This is a genomic window from Actinoplanes rectilineatus, from assembly GCF_000962825.1.
GTDB lineage: Bacteria > Actinomycetota > Actinomycetes > Mycobacteriales > Micromonosporaceae > Actinoplanes > Actinoplanes rectilineatus.
This window is the reverse complement of record NZ_JZKF01000080.1, coordinates 1-18,228: the sequence shown is the minus strand read 5'-3', so window position 1 is coordinate 18,228 and position 18,228 is coordinate 1. Positions and strand designations below refer to the sequence as shown.

At 70.9% G+C, this 18,228-nt stretch carries 18 protein-coding genes; 9 read left to right on the top strand and 9 right to left on the bottom strand.

Going from position 1 to position 18,228, the window contains the following annotated elements; translation table 11 throughout:
* Positions 1-8 precede the first annotated feature (8 nt).
* Positions 9-821 (top strand): MerR family transcriptional regulator, encoded by an 813-nt coding sequence (locus WH85_RS37085; protein ID WP_045746802.1) that lies wholly within the window; start codon positions 9-11, stop codon positions 819-821.
* Here the strand turns inward: WH85_RS37085 and WH85_RS37080 are convergent.
* Together WH85_RS37080 and WH85_RS37075 are read right to left on the bottom strand one after the other, a co-directional pair.
* Positions 783-2,216, bottom strand: a complete 1,434-nt coding sequence (locus tag WH85_RS37080) for a family 43 glycosylhydrolase (RefSeq protein ID WP_045746801.1) — start codon at positions 2,214-2,216, stop codon at positions 783-785. The two genes, WH85_RS37085 and WH85_RS37080, sit on opposite strands and share 39 nt — an antisense overlap.
* A gap of 115 nt (positions 2,217-2,331) precedes the next feature.
* Positions 2,332-3,282, bottom strand: coding sequence for a DUF6282 family protein (locus WH85_RS37075; protein ID WP_045746819.1), 951 nt, complete (start codon positions 3,280-3,282; stop codon positions 2,332-2,334).
* A gap of 115 nt (positions 3,283-3,397) precedes the next feature.
* Between WH85_RS37075 and WH85_RS37070 the strand changes: the two genes are divergently transcribed.
* Positions 3,398-6,514, top strand: a complete 3,117-nt coding sequence (locus WH85_RS37070; protein WP_045746800.1) for an RICIN domain-containing protein — start codon at positions 3,398-3,400, stop codon at positions 6,512-6,514.
* A gap of 62 nt (positions 6,515-6,576) precedes the next feature.
* Here the strand turns inward: WH85_RS37070 and WH85_RS37065 are convergent, their stop codons facing one another.
* From WH85_RS37065 to WH85_RS53885, 3 genes are all read right to left on the bottom strand, one after another.
* Positions 6,577-6,906, bottom strand: coding sequence for a PE domain-containing protein (locus tag WH85_RS37065; protein ID WP_157411452.1), 330 nt, complete (start codon positions 6,904-6,906; stop codon positions 6,577-6,579).
* The gene (locus tag WH85_RS37060) at positions 6,903-7,220 is read right to left on the bottom strand and encodes a YbaB/EbfC family nucleoid-associated protein (RefSeq protein WP_045746798.1); all 318 of its coding nucleotides are present in this window, start codon (positions 7,218-7,220) and stop codon (positions 6,903-6,905) included. The genes WH85_RS37065 and WH85_RS37060 overlap by 4 nt, the downstream gene beginning before the upstream one ends.
* Positions 7,221-7,448: 228 nt before the next feature.
* Positions 7,449-8,165, bottom strand: a complete 717-nt coding sequence (locus WH85_RS53885; protein ID WP_045746797.1) for a DivIVA domain-containing protein — start codon at positions 8,163-8,165, stop codon at positions 7,449-7,451.
* Between the two features lie 407 nt (positions 8,166-8,572).
* Between WH85_RS53885 and WH85_RS37050 the strand changes: the two genes are divergently transcribed.
* A complete protein-coding gene (locus WH85_RS37050) occupies positions 8,573-8,905 on the top strand; it encodes a winged helix-turn-helix transcriptional regulator (RefSeq protein ID WP_045746796.1) in 333 nt (110 codons plus the stop codon).
* A gap of 86 nt (positions 8,906-8,991) precedes the next feature.
* Here WH85_RS37050 and WH85_RS37045 read toward each other — a convergent pair whose 3' ends face one another.
* The gene (locus WH85_RS37045; RefSeq protein ID WP_045746818.1) at positions 8,992-9,339 is read right to left on the bottom strand and encodes a hypothetical protein; all 348 of its coding nucleotides are present in this window, start codon (positions 9,337-9,339) and stop codon (positions 8,992-8,994) included.
* 97 nt (positions 9,340-9,436) lie between these two features.
* Between WH85_RS37045 and WH85_RS37040 the strand changes: the two genes are divergently transcribed.
* The 3 genes from WH85_RS37040 to WH85_RS37030 all read left to right on the top strand — a co-directional run bounded on the left by WH85_RS37040 (position 9,437) and on the right by WH85_RS37030 (position 12,909).
* A complete protein-coding gene (locus tag WH85_RS37040) occupies positions 9,437-9,958 on the top strand; it encodes a MarR family winged helix-turn-helix transcriptional regulator (RefSeq protein WP_045746795.1) in 522 nt (173 codons plus the stop codon).
* A 272-nt stretch (positions 9,959-10,230) separates the two neighbouring features.
* Positions 10,231-11,073 carry a discoidin domain-containing protein gene (locus tag WH85_RS51050; protein WP_169792535.1) on the top strand — a complete coding sequence of 281 codons (843 nt, stop codon included), beginning with the start codon at positions 10,231-10,233 and terminating at the stop codon, positions 11,071-11,073.
* A 45-nt stretch (positions 11,074-11,118) separates the two neighbouring features.
* A complete protein-coding gene (locus WH85_RS37030; RefSeq protein WP_045746794.1) occupies positions 11,119-12,909 on the top strand; it encodes a Xaa-Pro dipeptidyl-peptidase in 1,791 nt (596 codons plus the stop codon).
* Positions 12,910-12,971: 62 nt separating this feature from the next.
* Here the strand turns inward: WH85_RS37030 and WH85_RS37025 are convergent, their stop codons facing one another.
* The gene (locus WH85_RS37025; protein ID WP_045746793.1) at positions 12,972-13,424 is read right to left on the bottom strand and encodes a hypothetical protein; all 453 of its coding nucleotides are present in this window, start codon (positions 13,422-13,424) and stop codon (positions 12,972-12,974) included.
* A 30-nt stretch (positions 13,425-13,454) separates the two neighbouring features.
* Positions 13,455-14,312, bottom strand: a complete 858-nt coding sequence (locus WH85_RS37020; protein ID WP_245674253.1) for a LysR family transcriptional regulator — start codon at positions 14,310-14,312, stop codon at positions 13,455-13,457.
* A 127-nt stretch (positions 14,313-14,439) separates the two neighbouring features.
* Between WH85_RS37020 and WH85_RS37015 the strand changes: the two genes are divergently transcribed.
* The 3 genes from WH85_RS37015 to WH85_RS37005 all read left to right on the top strand — a co-directional run bounded on the left by WH85_RS37015 (position 14,440) and on the right by WH85_RS37005 (position 17,840).
* Positions 14,440-15,819, top strand: a complete 1,380-nt coding sequence (locus tag WH85_RS37015) for an NAD-dependent succinate-semialdehyde dehydrogenase (RefSeq protein ID WP_045746792.1) — start codon at positions 14,440-14,442, stop codon at positions 15,817-15,819.
* A 58-nt stretch (positions 15,820-15,877) separates the two neighbouring features.
* On the top strand, positions 15,878-16,630 hold the full coding sequence (locus WH85_RS37010) for an SGNH/GDSL hydrolase family protein (protein ID WP_245674252.1): 753 nt from the start codon (positions 15,878-15,880) through the stop codon (positions 16,628-16,630).
* Positions 16,631-16,730: 100 nt separating this feature from the next.
* Entirely contained in the window at positions 16,731-17,840 is a 1,110-nt protein-coding gene (locus WH85_RS37005) for a hypothetical protein (RefSeq protein ID WP_045746791.1), read from the top strand.
* Positions 17,841-17,844: 4 nt separating this feature from the next.
* Here WH85_RS37005 and WH85_RS51870 read toward each other — a convergent pair.
* A partial coding sequence (locus WH85_RS51870; protein ID WP_045746790.1) for a hypothetical protein occupies positions 17,845-18,228 on the bottom strand: 384 nt, incomplete at its 5' end.

The following is an 18,228-nucleotide window of genomic DNA, read 5'->3' as shown; positions in this document are numbered from 1 at the left end:
CTTGACGCATGTTGTCGATCAGCGATTTCAGCGACATGTGTCACCTGTCGCCGCAGGCCCTGCGGTTCTATCACGCGGAGGGGCTGCTCGTTCCGGCTGAGGTCGACGAGCGGACCGGGTACCGGTCGTACGACTTCACCCAGGTGGAGCGGGCCATGCTGGTGACGCTGCTGCGGGATGCCGGGATGAGCGTCAAGCAGGTGCGGCAGGTGCTCGACGAGCCGGACCGGGCGGTGGCCCTGCTGACCGGGCACCGGGACGAGGTCGAACAGCAGCAGCGGGCGCAGAACGAGGCGATCGAGGCGGCGCTGTCGGTGTTCGCCGCGCAGCCCGCGCCGGAGCTGCGCCACGCCCCGGCGGTGACCGTGGTGTCGGCGCTGGTGCACGGCACGCCGCCCGGGCGGGACGCGCAGGAGTGGGCCGAGGCCGAGGCGATGATCGATGCGGCGATCGAGCGGCTGGTCGCGGCCGTGACGGACGCGGGAGCGGAGGTGATCGGCCACCCGTGGCGGATGCTGGATCTGAAGACCCCGGAGGACGGCATGGGCCCGTTCTGGATCGTCACGGTGCCGGTCGACGGCCCGCCGGTGCAAGAGCTTCCGGACGGGCTGGAGGTCCGGGAGGAGCCGGCCCGGGACGAGTGGTCGATCTTCATCCCGGGCCGGAACACGATGGCCAAGTTCTCGACGATGGTGCTGCGGATGATCGACGCCTCGCCGGATGTGAACACCGCCCGGATCCGGCAGGAGGTCCACCCGGACGGTGTCCGCAGCAGTGCGCCGCTATTCGAGGGTGAAGGTGGCGTCCGCCTGGCCGAGTGAGTCGGTCACCGCCTGCACGTACAGCAGGTTGCTGGAGTGCCGGACGTACCGTCCCGGGTAGTTCTGCGACTCCAGGGAGATGCCGCTCGACGACGCCAGACCGGTCCGCCGGAAGAAGCTGGCGTCCCCGGCGAACGTCGCCGTGCCGTCGTTCTTCTCCACGTACGCCTCGAAGTTGCGGTGCCGCAGGTAGTAGCCGGGGTAGTTGGTGGACTCCAGCGCGACCGTCCCGGATCCGGCGAGGCCGGTCACGATGCGGAACTGGGAGTCGGCCAGGGCTGTCACGTTCGCTTCGAGCCGGCCGCGGAACTCCCAGTGCCGGATGTACCGGTCCGGATAGTTGTGACTGGCCAGCCGCACCGGGTGGGCGCCGTCCGGGATCGGGATGCCGAAGTTGGGGGTGCCGTCGGCGTTCCAGTACAGCTTCTGGATGCGGGTGCGGCGGTTCGGGTCGTTGAGCGGGTCGCCGGAGATGTCCTTGTAGTTGCGGTCGTGGTAGACGAGGACGTCGCTCTGGCCGTCCTCGGAGACGGTGAACGAGTTGTGGCCGGGGCCGTACTGTCCGGTGCCGGCGTTGCTGGTGAACACCGGGGTGGCCGATTTGGTCCACGACGACGCGGCGAGCAGGTTGCTGGACGCGGACGCGGTGAGCAGTCCGAGGCAGTAGTTCGCGTCGGTCGCGCTGGCCGAGTACGACATGAACACCCTACCGTTGCGGACGATCACGCTCGGGCCCTCGTTCACCGCGTACCCGATCTTCTCCCAGCTCAGCGTCGGCACGGCGATCCGGGTCGGCGCGGTGGCCAGCGTCCACGGGTTCGACAGCCGGGCGATGTAGAGGTTGGAGTTGGTGGCGATGCCCGATTCGGACTGTGCCCAGGCGAGGTAGCGCACGTTGTTCACGACGAAGGTGGTGGCGTCCAGCGCGAAGCTGCTCCACGGCGTGGCGATCTGGCCCTTCTCGGTCCAGGTGGCGGTGAGCGCGTTGCTGCCGGTGCCCTCCAGCACGTACATCCGGATGGCCCAGACGTCGGTGGTGGAGCCGGCGGCGAAGTAGACGTACCACTTGCCGTCGATGTAGTGGATCTCCGGCGCCCAGATGTGGGCGCCCATCACGCCGCTGGCGTGCTTGGTCCAGATCGTCGTCTCCGCGGCGGTGGCCAGGCCCTGCAGCGTGGTGGCCCGGCGCAGCACGATCTTGTCGTAGGCGGGGACGGTCGCGGTGTAGTAGTAGTACCCGTCGGTGTGCTTGTAGATGTGCGGATCGGCTCGCTGCGCGGCGATGGGGTTGGTGTAGGACACGGCCGGTGAGGCCTGTGCCGCGGTGGGTGCGGCGAACAGGCCGGCGAGCAGCGCGAGGATGACCGGAATCGGCCACCACCTCGACCGGTGCATGGGGATCCTTCCGTGGGGCACGGCGGGGGATTCGGTGCGGCCTCTCCGGGGGTACGGGGTGAGCACAGCCGCATCGAAGGAGGTCATTTGAATGTGAGCGGTAACAGTCAGGTAGTCAAGATGTTGCCGGGAGATTTCCCGGACGGGCGAGACGCCGGGTGTTGGTCACCGCCATGGTGTGCACCTCGTCGTCGGTGAACCCGGCGCCGAGGAGCCGGTCGGCGAGCAGCGCGAGTCCGTCCTCCACCGGCGGGTTGAACGGCTGACCCAGATCGCTGGAGAGGATCGAGTGTTCCGGGCCGACCGCCCGGATGTGCTCGAAGACCAGATCCCAGGAGACCTTCCCGGTGTACGGGGTGGTGAAGCACCGTTCCAGCAGCGCGCCGCGGCCGGCCAGGTGCCGCTGGGTCGCGACGTCGAGCTGCTGCGAGGTGAACTCGGGGTGGGTGACGATGATGTCGCGAACCCCGGCGCCGGCGGCCGCGTCCACCGCCTTGACGATCTCCGGACCGCTCAGGTGGCCGGTGGCCAGCACCATGCCGTGCTTGGCTATCACCGTGAGGACGGCGATCAGGTCGGGCACGATCGCGCCGTCGTCGTCGAGCACCTCGATGGCCGGCGCGACGATGCCCTGTTCCGCGAGCTCGTCCTGGAGCGCGGCCCACATCGGCACCGGGGTGCCGGGGGCCAGGGCGGCCCGGCTGGCGCGTTCGTTGGCGCAGTCGACCGTGGGCAGCCAGACGATGCGGGCACCCTGCCGGCCGGCGATCTCCACGGCCACCGGGTTGAGGCCGCCGACCGAGCCGTTGAGGGTGAGGGCGCCGAGCGCGTCGACGCCGGGGACGACGCCGCGGACCACCTCGGCCCGTTCGGCGGTCGGCACGTAGTGGGACTTGAGGACGAAGCCCGCCATCCCCACCTCGGCGAAGCGGCGGGCCAGGCCGACGTCGTCGATGCGGCGTCTCATCACGTCCGGCGCGACGTGCACGTGGGTGTCGTAGGCCCCGCGGACGATCTCGCGGGCGTGGAGGCTCGGTGTCGGGTGCGCGGTCGCATCGGCGGGCATGACCACTGCTCTACCACGAATGCTTGACATCGATCGACGGGCGTCGTGACAATGCCGCTGATGTTTACGCAAACATCATTGCCCCCGTAACAGTCGGTTTCCCCTGAGGAGACATATGACGTTCCGAGAAGGCCTGGCCGCCGCGGTTCTGGGCGCCGGCCTCGTGCTCGTTCCCCTCACACCGCCGCCACCGGCCGCCGCCGCGGACACCACCGCGTCCGCCGTCACCATCACACCCGACCCGTCCTACCAGGGCCCGGCCTGGGAGGGCTGGGGCACCAGCCTGGCCTGGCTCGCGCACGCCACCGGCGGTTACCCCGACGAGATCCGGGAACGCCTCGCCGACCTGCTCTTCTCCGACGACGGCCTGAACCTCAACATCGCCCGCTACAACATCGGCGGCGGCAACGCCCCGACCGTACGGGACTACCTGCGTCCGGGCGGCGACGTCCCCGGCTGGTGGAAGGCGTCCGAGCAGTACACCCCGGCCGACAAGGACTGGTGGGACCCGGACGACCCGGCGGACTGGGACTGGGACGCCGACGCGAACCAGCGCTGGTGGGTCGACCGGATCAAGAGCGAGGTCGACCACTGGGAGACCTTCAGCAACTCGCCGCCGTGGTTCCAGACCGTCAGCGGGTACGTCTCCGGCGGCTTCGACGCCACCACCGACCAGATCCGCGCCGACACCGCCGACGACTTCGCCACCTACCTGGTCCGCGTCACCGAGTACCTCGAACAGGCGCACGGGATCACGGTGGACACCATCGAGCCGCTCAACGAGCCGAACACGAACTACTGGCGTACCCAACTGGGAGCCGACGGCCAGCCCACCGGCGGCCGTCAGGAGGGTGCCCACGCCTCCCCCGCGCTGCAGGCGGCGATCATCGAAGCGCTTCACCGGGCCGCGCCGGACCGGAGGATCGCGGCACCGGACGAGACCAACCCGGGCACGCTCATCACCGACTGGTACGGCCTGACCGATCCCGCCCGCGCCGCGGTGGACCGGATCAACGTGCACACCTACGGCACCGGCCAGCGCACCGCGGTCCGCGACATCGCCAAGGCCGAACAGCGCCCGCTCTGGATGAGCGAGATCGAGGGCAGCTGGGGCAACGACTTCACCAGCATGAACTCCGGCCTCGGCATGGCCCAGCGGATCATCGACGACCTGCGGGAGCTGGAGCCGTCGGCCTGGGTGCTGTGGCAGCCGGTCGAGGACGCCGACAACATGGTCGCCGAGGGCAACCTGCAGTGGGGCTCGATCCACGTTCCCTTCGATTGTGACAGCTCGGATGATCTGACCACCTGTCCGATCCAGACCAACACGAAGTTCGACACGATCCGGAACTTCACCCACTACGTGCAGCCCGGCGACCACGTCGTCAAGGTGGACGACACGCACAGCGTCGCCGCGGTCCGCGCCGACGGCAAGGGCGCCACGGTCGTGCACGCCAACGCCGCCACCACCCCCGCGACCGTCCGCCTGAACCTCGCCAAGTTCCAGACGATCGCCACGAACGCGACCGTCACCCCGGTCGTCACCAGCGCCACGGGCAAACTCGTCCGCGGCACCCCGGTACGCGTCACCGGCGGCCAGGCCACCCTCACCGTGCCCGGCCAGTCCGTCACCACGTTCCTGGTCGAAGGGGTGTCCTCGGCGGATCCCGGGGCCGCCCACCTGCGGGCCGGTCACACGTACCGCCTCCAGAGCGTGGCCGGCGGCCGCTCACTGGCCCCCACCGCCACCGGCACCCTGGCCATCCGGACCGGCGCCGCCACCGCCGAGCAGCTGTGGACCGTCACCCCGGCCGGCGGGGACGGCACCAACCGGGCCCGCTGGACGCTCACCAACGCCGCGGACGGCAAGCGCCTCGCGGTCCGCGGCGGCACACCGGTCGTGGAGCCCGCCACCGCAAGCCCCGACGACGGCGCGCTCTGGGTCGCCTCGACCACCGGCGACGGCACGTACACGCTGATCAACGTGGCCGCCCGGCGACTGCTCGACGTCTCCGGCGGCGGCACCGCCGACGGCACCGCGGTCGGCGTCTGGCAGCCCTCCTCGGCGACCAACCAGCGCTGGACGATCAAGGACGAGACGGTGACCGGCACCGAGACCGTGCAGACCTACACCGTGCCGGGACGGGCCCCGGCGCTGCCGGCCACCGTCACCGCGACACTGGCCGGCGGCGGGACCACCACCCTGCCGGTGACCTGGACCGTCCCGGCCGGACAACGCTGGATCAAGCCGGGCGTCGTCAAGGTCCGGGGCACCGCCACCGACGTACGCGGTCAGGCCGTCACGGCGACCGCCGAGGTCACCGTGGATCTCTTCACCGCCACCCGGCCGGCCCGCGCCAAGACCTACGTGAACGGTCAGCCCGCGCTGCCGGCGACCGTGGTGGCCACCGGCACCCACGGCGGCACCGCGAACGTACCGGTCACCTGGTCGTCCGGGACGTTCGGCGCCACCGGGGTGGTCACCCTGACCGGCACCGCGACGGTGGTACCCGGCCGCACCCTGAAGGCGACCGTCCGGGTCCAGGTCACCGAGCCGTCGGAGAGCGTCGCCGACGGGGTGACCGTGGCCGCGTCGTACACCGAGGGCGGCTACACCACGACCGGCCTCACCAACGGCGACACCACCGACAAGGCCTGGTCGAACTGGAAGTCCTCGGGCCGCAACCCGGCCGAGACACTCACCCTGACCGTGCCGGCCGGACGCGAGCCGAGCCGGGTCGTCACCCACTTCTACAAGGACAACGCGTCCGGCGGCGGCCTCCCGGCGAGCATCCAGGCGGGCGTCGCCACCAGCGACGGATGCCGGCCCGCCGGGTCGCCGGTGCCGGTGGGTGCGGCCGGCCCGCTCTCGGTGGATCTCCCCGTCCCGGCCGGCTCCGCCGGTCCGATCTGCCTGGTGCTCACGGCGGTGCCGGACGGCTATCTCACGGTCGCCGAGATTCAGGTGTACGCGAAAGCCCCCGGTGCCGGGACCGACGCGACCGTCACCGGGTTACGTGTCGACGGCGTGCTGTTCCGCGGCTTCGACCCGGACACGCACACGTACCGGGTCCTGGTGAAGAACCCGAACCGGGCGACGGTGACGGCGGAGACCCTCGACCCGTACGCGACGGTGGCGGTGACCCGGGAGGGCCAGCTGCACATCGTGACGACGACCAGTGAGGACGGGAACACCCGCAGCGTCTACCGGGTGCACCTGGTCCGGCGCTGACCGACCGCTCCGCCCGGCGGCCGCCACCGCCGGGCGGAGTGCTCTCCGGCCGCATCAGCGGCTCAGGCTCCGGGCAGGCCGCCTGCGGCGTACAGGTCGGCGGCGGCCGCCTCGTCGGCCTCGACCACCGCGCGCGCCTCGAAGACCAGGGTGGCCGCCGCGAAACCGAGCTGTTCGGTGTACGACCCGAGCGCCACCATCGCCTGCCCGAGCACCGCCTGGTAGGCCACCGCGAACACGCTTGCCGACTCGTCGGCGCCCCACGGGCCGGCCGATCCGGTGATCGTCGCCTGCAGGGCCGCGTTCTCCTCGGCCAGCCGCTGTGCCACGCCGGCCAGCTCCCGGCCGCAGGCGGCGACGATCTCCGGGTCCAGGTGCAGCCGCGCGCTCACCACTGCCGGGCCGCCCGCCGGTTGATGTCGTACAGCGCGGTGGAGATCTCCGCGAAGCGGCGCTCGGCGGTGTCCGTGGTCTCGTCCAGGAGGGCCGTCAGCCGCTCCGGATCGACGGGGGTGCCTCCCGGACCGGCCGGGCCGGTCACGGCCGTCTGCGCCGCGGTGAAGGCGGCGATCAGTGCCCGCCGCAGCTCCTCGGTGGCCAGATAGGCAACGCTCGGGTCGAGCCTCAGGTCGTGCAGCCGCCCGGCGTTGTCCAACTCCACCCGGACCCGGCCGTCGGCGGCCTCGCCGGTCCATACGTCGTTCATGGTTCACCACACCCCGTCCCGGAGACCTGTCGCCGGGATGTACCACGGCGGCGCGGGGTTCGTTCACCGCGTCCCCGCCCGGTGTCCGGCCCCGCGGGGTTCGTTCACCGCGTCCCGCCGGATGCCCGGCACCGCGGGATCGTCAACCGGGTCCCGCCGGATGTCCGGCACCGCGGGGCTCGTGCGACCGGGTCCCCGCCCGGTGTCCGGCACCGGGCGGGGTGGACGTCAGGGCAGCTCGCGGGACGACAGCTCACGCGACGACTGGGCGTCCGGCGTGCTGGTCAGGTCCATCAGCTGCTGCGTGACGTGGTTGGTGAGCGCCTCCTGGTAGCTCTGCGCGAGCTGTCCCAGGCGGTCGATCTCGTCGAGGGCGGAACCCCGCTTCTCCACCAGGCTCTCCATCGCCTCGGTGTGGTTGCGGCGGGCGTCGCTCTCGATGGTGGCGGCCTTGAGCTGCGCCTCGCTGGTGATCTGCTCCGACTTGTTGCGGGCCGTGGAGATCAACGAGTCGGACTCGCGCTGGGCGTCACGCATGTGCTCGTCGGCGGTCCGCTGCGCCATCATCAGCACCCGGGCGTTGCGGTCGTCGTCACCGACGGTGGGCATCGCGCCGGACGGCGGCTGGCTGCGGGCGCGCTCGAGCTGCGACTGGACGCTGCGCGCGTTCTGCTCGGCGCGGGCCCGGGCCTCCTGCAGGCGCTCGAGCTGCTGGGCGAGGTCGGCGAACTCGTTGTTGAGCACCATCGTGGAGGCCGCGCTCGGCGGGGCTCCGGGACCACGCTGGAGGGTGTCCTTCAGCGCGCCGTTCTCCTCCAGAAGGCGGATCAGCTCCTGCTCGACCTCGTCGAGGAAGGCGTCGACCTCCTCCTCGTCGTATCCACGCTTGCCTATCGGCGGCTTCTTGAAGGCCATGTTGTGAATGTCTGCTGGAGTGAGCGGCATCGCGTTTCTCGGTTCCCGTCTGTTGCGATCGTGCGGCCCGAAAATCCTACGCAACGGCCCCCGCCCGGGCGCCGTGGGCATGATCACCGGATCCGACATCCGGACCCGACCGCCGAAGGGTACCGGTTCACCGGCCCGTTCGCGGGCGAGAGACCCGGGTCACCCCCCGTTCGCGGACTGTACAGACAGCTGCTCCGACGTCTGCTCCGGCGATGACCGAGGCCGATCCGGGTGGCATTAGTGCACACCCGCTGCACGAAGACAGCAATCGATCAGATCGCATATAAGCCGCACAAGCGACCTAACCCCGGCAAAAACCGTCTCTTGTGTTGCCGGTCACACGTTCGTCGACCGAACGTTGATCGGACGTCGATCGGACGTCATGCCGGTGATGATGGTCTGACCGGATGCACGACGTCCGAGTGGTCACCGAACCCCCCACCCGCGCGATCGCGGCGATCTCCGGTCGCTGGGTGCTGCAGATCCTCTGGGTCGTGCTGCACAGCGGTGGGATGCGGTTCACCGAGATCCAGCGGCGGATTCCGGGTATCAGCCCGCCGATGCTGAGTGGACGGCTGCGCCGCCTCGAGGAGGACGGCCTGCTGACCCGGGTCCAGCACGCCGGGGCGCCGCCACGGGTGGAGTACTCCCCCACCCCGCTGGCCGAGCAGCTCCGTCCACTGCTCGACGAGCTGGGCCGCTGGTCACGGGACCACTTCGACCCGCCCCCGGGCGGATGACCCCACGCGACATCCCCCGGGCGGTGGACACGGACGGGAGTCCGGCGAGTGCCTGCCGCCGGGCCTCCCCGTCCGCGTCCGGGCGGTCAGCGCCAGAAGACGGCGACCGCGGCGTTCACCAGGGTCAGCGTGAGGATGCCGATGAAGTGGCCCTTGTTGACCTCGTCCCGCTTCCGCGGGACGAACACCATGATGAAGATCAGCACGGCGAAGAGCAGCTTCACGCCGAGCTTGATCGGGTCGGGCTCGTGGTCGCCGCCGCCCCGCAGCGGCGCGGACAGCGCGATGCCGCTGACCAGCTGGATGATCGAGCCCCAGAGGACCGCCGGGTTGATCCGGATCCTTCCGGACAGGAACTGAGCCACCGCGCCGCCGAGCAGCAGCGCGAACCCGACCAGGTGAATGAAGAGGAGAATCAGCCGAAGTGCTTGCACGAGCAGGAAGCTTGCCAGCAGAGATCCCGCCACCGGCCGCCGGGGTGGCCCGCCACCAGCACTTCTGATCCACTCCGGGGGCCTACCATCGGCCCGCATGACGGATCGGCACCCCTTCGACGCCGGCGAGCAGGCGGCCCGCGCCCGCATCGGACAACTCGGACCGGACCTGGACCTCGACGCGGCACGGACGGCCGCCGCCGTGCACCGGGCCGCCGCCGCACTGCGGGCCCACGTGACCGCCGAGGTGCTCCGCCCGCACGACCTGAGCTGGACCGGTTTCGCGGTGCTCCGGGCGGTGTGGATCGGCGACGGGCTGGAGACCCGGTACGCCGCCGACGCGGCCGCCGTCTCGAAGGCCACGCTGACCGGAGTGGTCCGCACACTCCAGAGCCGTGGGCTGCTGGCCCGGGAGCCGCGGCACGACGACCGCCGGCTGGTCCAGCTGCGGCTGACCCCGGCCGGGGCGGCACTGCTGCGCGAGATCTATCCCCGGTTCAACGCGATCGAGTCGCGGGTCATGGGCGGGCTCCCCGCACGGCGGTCCCGGGAGTTGACCGCCGGACTGCGGACCATCGTGACCGGCATCGAACGGCTGCGCGACGTAGCCGGTGCATGACCAGCGGTAACGCGAACCGCGCCCATCGTGGAGTGACTGGCATCACATCTGCGGACGTCCTCGCACGATCCGGCCGTGACCGGGCCGGAAGTGGACAGTCCTGGTGTATCGCCGGACACCGTCATACGTCAGGATACTGCGCGTCGTTGCGCGCGAGAGCCGGAGGAACTGTTGTGGAGGGGTCAGATGACACCCGTCAGCCCACGGGTGACGATCCCGGCGCGGAGCACCCGCAGCGGTCGTCCCGCGCGGACAGCCTGAGGCTGGGCCGGATGCCCGCGCGACCGGCCCCGCGCGCGGGTGGCCCGGTCCCGCACGAGAGACCGGCCGGACTCGGCGGCTTCGGCACCGTCACGCCAGGCGTACCCCACGAAGAACCCGCCCAGGACGCGGCGCAGGCAACCGGCCCGCGCCGCACGGGATGGTTGATCGGCGGCGGCGTCGCCCTGGCCGTCGCGCTGACCGCGGGGACCACCGCCTTCGTGTACGAGACCATGCCGGCCGCCTCCACCACGGTCACGCCGGGCACGTCCGGGGCCGCACCGGTGGAGTACCCCGCTTTCGAGACCCCGTCGGCGGCCGGCACCGCCTCCTCACCGTCCCCCGCCGCCTCCGCCTCGGCCACCACCTCGATCTCCGCCTCGGTGACGGTGTCGCCCTCGGAGTCGCCCACGTCTGCGGCGCCCAGCGCGACCAAGGCCGCGGCCCCGGCCGGCAAGAAGAACCCTTCCGGGACGAACCTGGCACTGAACGCCACCACCACCGCCTCCGGCACCGAGGGCGACCCGTGGCGGGCGATCAACGCCACCGACGGCGACCCGTCCACCCGGTGGTCCAGCGCCTTCTCCGACCCGCAGTGGCTCAAGGTCGACCTGGGGCAGCGCTGGGAGCTCTCCGAGGTGACGCTGATGTGGGAGAACGCGCACGGCGTCCGGTACCGGGTGGACACCTCGGTGGACGGCAAGACCTGGAAGACCCTGTGGTCGACCACCGCCGGCAAGGGCGGCACGGTCAGTGTCGCCGGCAAGAGGACCGTCGCCCGGTACGTCCGGATGTACGGCACCGAGCGGTCCAACCAGTACGGCTACTCGCTCTTCGAGTTCCAGATCCGCTGACCGCGGGGGACACCGGCGATCGATGCCTGGCGATATCGTGACGCGATGCGACTCGCATGGATCGCCGTTCTCACCGCAGCCCTCACCGCCCCCGCCGTCCCCGCGTCCGCGGCGCCGCCGACGGGCACCCAGCCGGTCTACGACTACACCCAGGCCGTCCGCGAGGAGGTCTGGGTGCAGAGTCAGGTGGACAGTGACGCCGACGGCCGGCCCGACCGGGTGGCCGTCCGGATCATCCGGCCGTCCACCGACCGGAGGGTGCCGGTCGTCTTCCAGGCCAGCCCGTACTACGCCGGCCTCAACGACGTGCCCAACCACGACGACATCGACCGGACCGGTGACGACGCCGCGCTGAGCGCCGCCGTGTCCGCGAACCGGGCCGAGGCGATCACCTTCGCCGGATACCTGGACAACTACTTCGTCCCGCGCGGCTATGCGGTGGTCTTCGCGGACAGCCTGGGCAGCGGCGGCTCGGAGGGCTGCCCGACCACCGGCGGCCGCAACGAGACCCTCGGCATGAAGGCCGTGGTCGACTGGCTCAACGGACGGGCGCCCGGCTTCGACGCCTCCGGCGCTCCGGTCACCGCGGGCTGGTCCACCGGTCGGACCGGGATGATCGGCGCCTCCTACAACGGGACGTTGCCCAACGCGGTCGCCACCACCGGGGTCGAGGGACTGGAGACCATCGTCCCCATCGCGGCCATCAGCAGCTGGTACGACTACTACCGGGCCAACGGCGGAGTGGTCGCGCCCGGCGGGTATCAGGGTGAGGACACCGACGTACTGGCCAAGGCGGTGCTGACTCGGAAGAATCCGGAGATGTGCGCTCCCGTCATGGCGGCTCTGGAGCGTGATCAGGACCGGATCACCGGGGACTACAGCCGGTACTGGGCGGAACGCGACTATCTGCGCGACGTGGACGAGGTGCGGGCCAGCGTGCTGCTGGTGCACGGGCTGCACGACGACAACGTGCGCACCCTCCAGGCGGGTCAGTGGTGGGACGCGCTGGCGGCGCGGGGTGTGCCGCGCAAGATCTGGTTGCATCAGGCCGGGCACACCGACCCCTTCAACGTACGCCGTGAGCAGTGGCTCTCCACTCTCCACCGCTGGTTCGACCAGTGGCTCTACAAGATCGACACCGGGATCATGCGGGAGCCGGTCGCCGACGTGGAGATCGCCCCGAACCGGTGGGTGACGTCGCGGACCTGGCCGCTTCCCGACGGACGGGAGAAGTCGCTGCGACTGAGCGCCCTGTCCCCCACCGTCCCGCAGACGTTCGTGGACGACCCGGCCCGGACGGCGGCCTCGCTGACCGCCGACGAGACGGCTGTCGACCCGAACCGGCTGGCCTACCTGACGCAGCCGTTCACGAGGGCGACCCGGCTCTCCGGGACCCCGTCGGTGACCGTGAAGGCGGCCCTGAGCGGGGACTCGCCCTACCTCACGGCGCTGCTCGTGGACTACGGGCCGGCCGAGCGTTACGCCGGACTGCGCACGCTGACCACCCAGGACTGCATCGGGCCCGGCATCGAGGGCGATCCGGGGTGCTTCAACCGGCGGGAGTACGTGACGGCCACCACCCCGTACGAGATCGTCACGCAGGGCTGGCTGGACGTACGCAATCGCCTCTCCCCGGCCCGGACCACGCCGGTGCGGGACGGGCGGTCGTACACCTTCCGCTGGGACCTGCAGTCCACGGATCACGTCTTCGCGGCCGGTCACCGCCTGGGGCTGGTCCTGATCTCCACCGACCGTGACCACACGCTGCGCTACCCGGCCGGGACCGTCGTCACGGTCCAGCCCGGGCAGTCGTCCCTCGCGGTCCGCCTCTCCTGACCCGGAGGTAGTTCTTCGGTTCGACGCTCACACCCGCAGTGGGTGTGAGCGTCGTGCCGTACCTACGACGGTCCGTCCGCCGCCGGAACTCCGGTGACCAGGGCCAGCCTGAGCAGTTCCTCGTCGACCTTGCGGATGGCGAAGTCGTGCAGCCCGCTGAGCGTCCCCAGGGTGAACGCCGCCTGATTGCGGAAGTACAGCTGCCGGTCCGATCGGGCGAGCGTGGCCTGCGGCGGGACGATGACGGTCTCGCGCGCCGGCGAGCTGTGCCACACGGCCTCCGCGCCCGGGGTGAGATGCAGCCAGCCGCCCCTCGGCACGACGACCTCGGCCGCGCCGACACGCCGTTTGCGGGCCTGCCCGACGGTCCACGTCATGCAGAACATCTTGAAGGGCTGCCCGTTGCCGAAGGCCTCGAGGTCCCGGGCCGGATCACGGCGCTTGACGCCCGCCCGGGCGAGCCACGATTCGAGGGGTGTGAAGGAGCCGGCCGATCGGCGGATCTTGGGAGACATGGGCGACAGCTTGTCACGTATCGATCAGCCTCAGTCGGGGGGTGCGTCGTAGCGGGCCCGGACGAAGGTGCCCAGCCGGGCGGCGAAGGCCTCGACGGTCGCCGCCGCGGGATGGGCCGGATCCCAGACCGCGGTCAGGCGGATGGTCAGGCGGCGTCCGCCCAGGTCGATGCTCAGCGGGACCAGGCCGTAGCGCGGGTCGTCGGAGGCGACCGCGATGCCGCGTCCGGCCGCGGCCAGCGCCTGGGCGACCGTGCCGTTGGCGGCCTCGATCGGCACGCCCCGGCTCAGCCCGGCCTCGGTCAGGGCGGCGTCCAGGGCCTGCCGTGCGGTGAAGGCGGCCGGCAGCACGATCAGCGGCTCCGCCAGTAGCTCCGCCAGGGTGACGGCGTCGCGGGCGGACCACGGATGGCCGGCTGTGACGTACGCCCAGACGGGCAGCACCGCCAACGGCCGGCAGGCCAGCGGCGGCGGCTCGCGGGTGGTGCCGACGGCCAGGTCGGTGCCGAGGCGCAGCGTCTCGGCCGGAGTGCGGCCGTCCGCGCCCAGCACGTCGATCGTCGGGTCGTCCGGGGCCAGGGTGGCGATGAACGGGGACACCACGTCGGTCAGCGTGACCGTGGGCGCGCCGATGGTCAGCCGGTGCAGGCCGCCCTGGGCGTGCAGGGCGGCGGCCCAGCGCAGCGCGTCGGCCCGGGTCAGGACGTCACGGGCCAGCGGCAGCAGGGCGCGGCCGGTGGTGGAGAGTTCGAGACGGCCGCCGACCCGGTCGAACAGGGGGACGCCGAGTTCGCGTTCGAGCTGGCGCAGCTGGCGGGACAGGCCGGGCTGGGTGAGGTGGAGGCGGTCCGCGGCGGCGCTGACCGTGCCTGCCTCGACGACAGTCACGAAATACCGTAAAGCGCGTAACTCCATCATGCCTCCGGGGCATAGTCGGACTGCCTCAACGGTAATGGACGGGCATAGCAGCAGCTCGGACACTAGAGGTGTACCGCCCCCGAACGGAGGAGTCCCTGTGAGCATTCCGGTGATCGACCCGGCGACCCTGGAAACCGTGGCCACCGTCGCCGACCTCGGACCCGGCGAGGCCCGGCAGGCGGTCGACACCGCGGCGGCGGCGTTCCGGGACTGGTCGCGGACGGCACCCCGGCGGCGGTCCGAGGTGCTGCACAAGGCCTTCGAGCTGATGCTGCGGGACCGCGACGAGCTGGCCCTGCTGATCAGCCGGGAGAACGGCAAGTCGCTCGCCGACGCGACCGGCGAGGTCACGTACGCGGCCGAGTTCCTCCGCTGGTTCGCCGAGGAGGCGGTACGCCCGGGAGGCGAGTACGGATCCGCGCCGGCCGGCGGTGCGCGTACCCTCGTCTCGCACCGGCCGGTAGGTGTCGCCGCGCTGATCACGCCGTGGAACTTCCCGGCGGCGATGGTCACCCGCAAGATCGGCCCGGCGATCGCGGCGGGATGCACCGCGGTACTCAAGCCGGCCGCCGAGACCCCACTGACCGCGATCGCGATCGTCGAGCTCCTCGTTGAGGCCGGGCTGCCGGACGGCGTGGTCACCGTGGTCACCACCAGCGATCCGGCGAGCGTCGTCGGCACCTGGCTGGACGACCCGCGGGTCCGCAAGATCTCGTTCACCGGCAGCACCCCGATCGGCCGGATCCTGCTGAGGCAGGCCGCCGAACGCGTGGTCAACTCGTCGATGGAGCTGGGCGGCAACGCGCCGTTCGTGGTCACCGCGGACGCCGACGTGGAAGCCGCGGTGGCCGGGGCGATGATCGCGAAGTTCCGCAACGGCGGCCAGGCGTGCACCGCGGCGAACCGGTTCTACGTGCACGACGCGGTCTACGACACGTTCGTCGCCCGGTTCGGCGCGGAGGTCGAGAAGCTGACCGTGGGCGCGGCCGCCGACGGCGCGGCCATCGGTCCGCTGATCAACGAGAAGGCGCTGGTACGGGTCCGGGCCGCCGTCGAGGAGGCGATCGCCGAGGGTGCCCGGATCAGCCACCGGGCGGCGGACGGGCCGCAGACGGGCTGGTTCTACCCGCCGACGGTGCTCGCCGACGTGCCCGCGACGGCGGCCATCCTGCAGGAGGAGATCTTCGGGCCGGTCGCGCCGATCGCCCGCTGGACCGACGAGGAGGAGTTGCTGACACTGGTCAACGACACCGAATACGGTCTTGCCGCGTACGTCTTCGCCGGTGATCTGCGACAGGCGGTGCGGATCGGCGAGGCGATCGACGCGGGCATGGTCGGCATCAACCGGGGCCTGGTCTCCGACCCGTCGGCGCCGTTCGGTGGGGTCAAGCAGAGCGGCCTGGGCCGGGAGGGCGCCCGCGAGGGGCTGCGCGAGTTCCAGGAGACCCAGTACCTGAGCGTCGACTGGGGTCTCTGACCCGGCGGTCCTTTCACCCGATACGGTGATCAGCTGTGCCGAGTCTAGGGGGACGGGAATGACGATGCGGTATGTCGCCATCGGGGACAGCTTCACCGAAGGGCTGGGCGACACGCTCCCGGACGGCACCGAGCGGGGCTGGGCCGACCTGGTCGCGGCCGGTATCGCCGCCGGTGAGGGCGAGCCGATCGAGTACGCGAACCTGGCGATCCGTGGCCGCCTGCTGGCTCCGATCGTCACCGACCAGCTCGACGCGGCCCTGGCCCTGTCGCCGAAGCCGACGCTGCTGTCCCTCAACGGCGGCGGCAACGACATGCTGCGGCCGGGCAGCGACATGACGAAGCTGATCGCGATGACCGAGCAGGCGGTGCAGCGCTGCCTCGACGCGGGCGTCCGGGTGCTGCTGCTCAGCGGCCCGGACCCGTCCGACCACCTGCCGTTCGGCGCGTCGATGCGCAAGAAGGGCGACCAGCTCACCGACACGGTGGCCGCGTTCGCCGCGGACAAGGACCTGACGTTCGTGGACATGTTCCACGACAAGGAGATCCAGAAGCGGCAGTACTGGTCGTCGGACCGGCTGCACCTCAACGAGGCCGGCCACCGGCGGGTGGCGAGCCACGTGCTGGCGAAACTGGGGTACCCGGTGGAGGCGCACATCGTCGACCCGAACCCGCAGACACGGAGCATCGTGAACGAGCTGCAGTACTACCGCGAGCACGTGCTGCCGTGGATCAACCGGCGTTTGCGGGGCCGGTCGTCCGGCGACAACCGGACCGGCAAATTCGTCTCCTGGACCCCGATCCCCGGATAGCTCACGCGATCGATCGCTGATCGACGCCGATACGTTGAGTTGATGGTCACCGGTCTCATCAGGCGAGGCCGCGGTGATCGTTCCGTATCATCGGCACCCTATGTCTGCGGGGAATAGACGGCGCGAGCCGCACATACGGTCATCTGTCGAGCGCGTCCAGCGCACCGAGGGCAAGCGCGCCCAGCGCACCAAGGGCAAGCGTGTTCAGCGCACCGAGCCCGCCGCCGACCGGACGGTCAACTGGCTGTGGGTGTGGATCGTCTGCGTACTGCTGGCGACCGTGGTCGGCATCGGGCTGGGCGCCTCCCCGGCGTCGATGGTCGTCGGGGACGGGCTCGCCGCGGGCCTCTGCTGGATGACCGGCTGCGCCGACGGCGGCCTGGCACTCATCGGCTGGGCGCTGACCCTCGTGCCGTTGGTGCTCGTGCTGGTCACCTGGTTCCTGTTCCCGCACAGCGGCACCCGCGGGCGGGTCGTGCTGCTCGCGCTGGGGACGATGACGCTCACCTTCGTGGTGCTGATGACGCCGGACCCGCGGGACCGGATGAGCGGGGACGGCGCGGCCTTCCTCGCGGACGGGATGCTGTGGGGTGTCGGCACCATCGTCGTGGGCGCCGTGCTGCTGGCGATCGGACTGGGCATCAACCGGCTGTTCTCCGGTTCCGGGTTCATCCCGTTCGTCTGCGTGAGCACCACGCTGGTCCTGGGCGGCGTCTTCGCGTACGCCGACAACCACAACGACGACGCCGAGGCGCTGGTCACCGTGGCACAGCTCTTCCCGGACGCCACCCTGACCAGCGCGGGATCCACCCTGACCCGGGTGTCGGCGTCGGACTGGCAGGGCTGCTCCGGTCAGTACCCGAAGTGCGGGCACACCGCCGAGTTCGCGTTCACCACCACCGACAGCGACGCGGTCACCCACGTGGAGATCATCTGGTTCTCGAGCGCCACCGACGCGTGGGACGCCGAGAAGACGGTGCTCCCGTCGGACGACCCGACGGCCCTGCGGGTCTCCACCGTCAACCACGAACACGTGATGGTGGCGACCGTCAAGCACGCCGACGGCCGGACCATCCACTCGTCGGAGGAGCGGTGGCTGCGCTGGCCCGCCGCCCAGATCAACCACGTCCTCCGCAAGAAGGTCGGCTCCAACCCGCGGCGGGTGGGGCCGCTGCGCACCTCGGAGACAGCGGCCCCACTCCACCTCTGACGCCTCAGGCGATCAGAACCTCGATCGACTCAGCCGCCAGCACACGATCGACAGCGGTGTCCGGATCTTCGGCGACCAGCCGGTCGGCGATCTCGCCAGCCTGTGGATCATTGTTGAACCTGTAGTTGATGACCTTGAAGACGGCGGCCCTGGCAGTCTTGGCGCGCGCATCACGGATGACGCTGGAATCATTCAGATCAAAGGCCATGATTCTCCTCCAATGTTCTTCCACTTTAACGCTGCTCAGACGGACACCTACAAGGGCGGACGCCATCCCGGCCAGACCGATGGCGGTGTCCTGGTCCGCCACGGTGCGGATCATTTTCAGGGCGGCTTCGAAGATGTCGAGTCGTTCGGCGTCCGAGGTGGCTTTGCCGAGGGCTGCCAG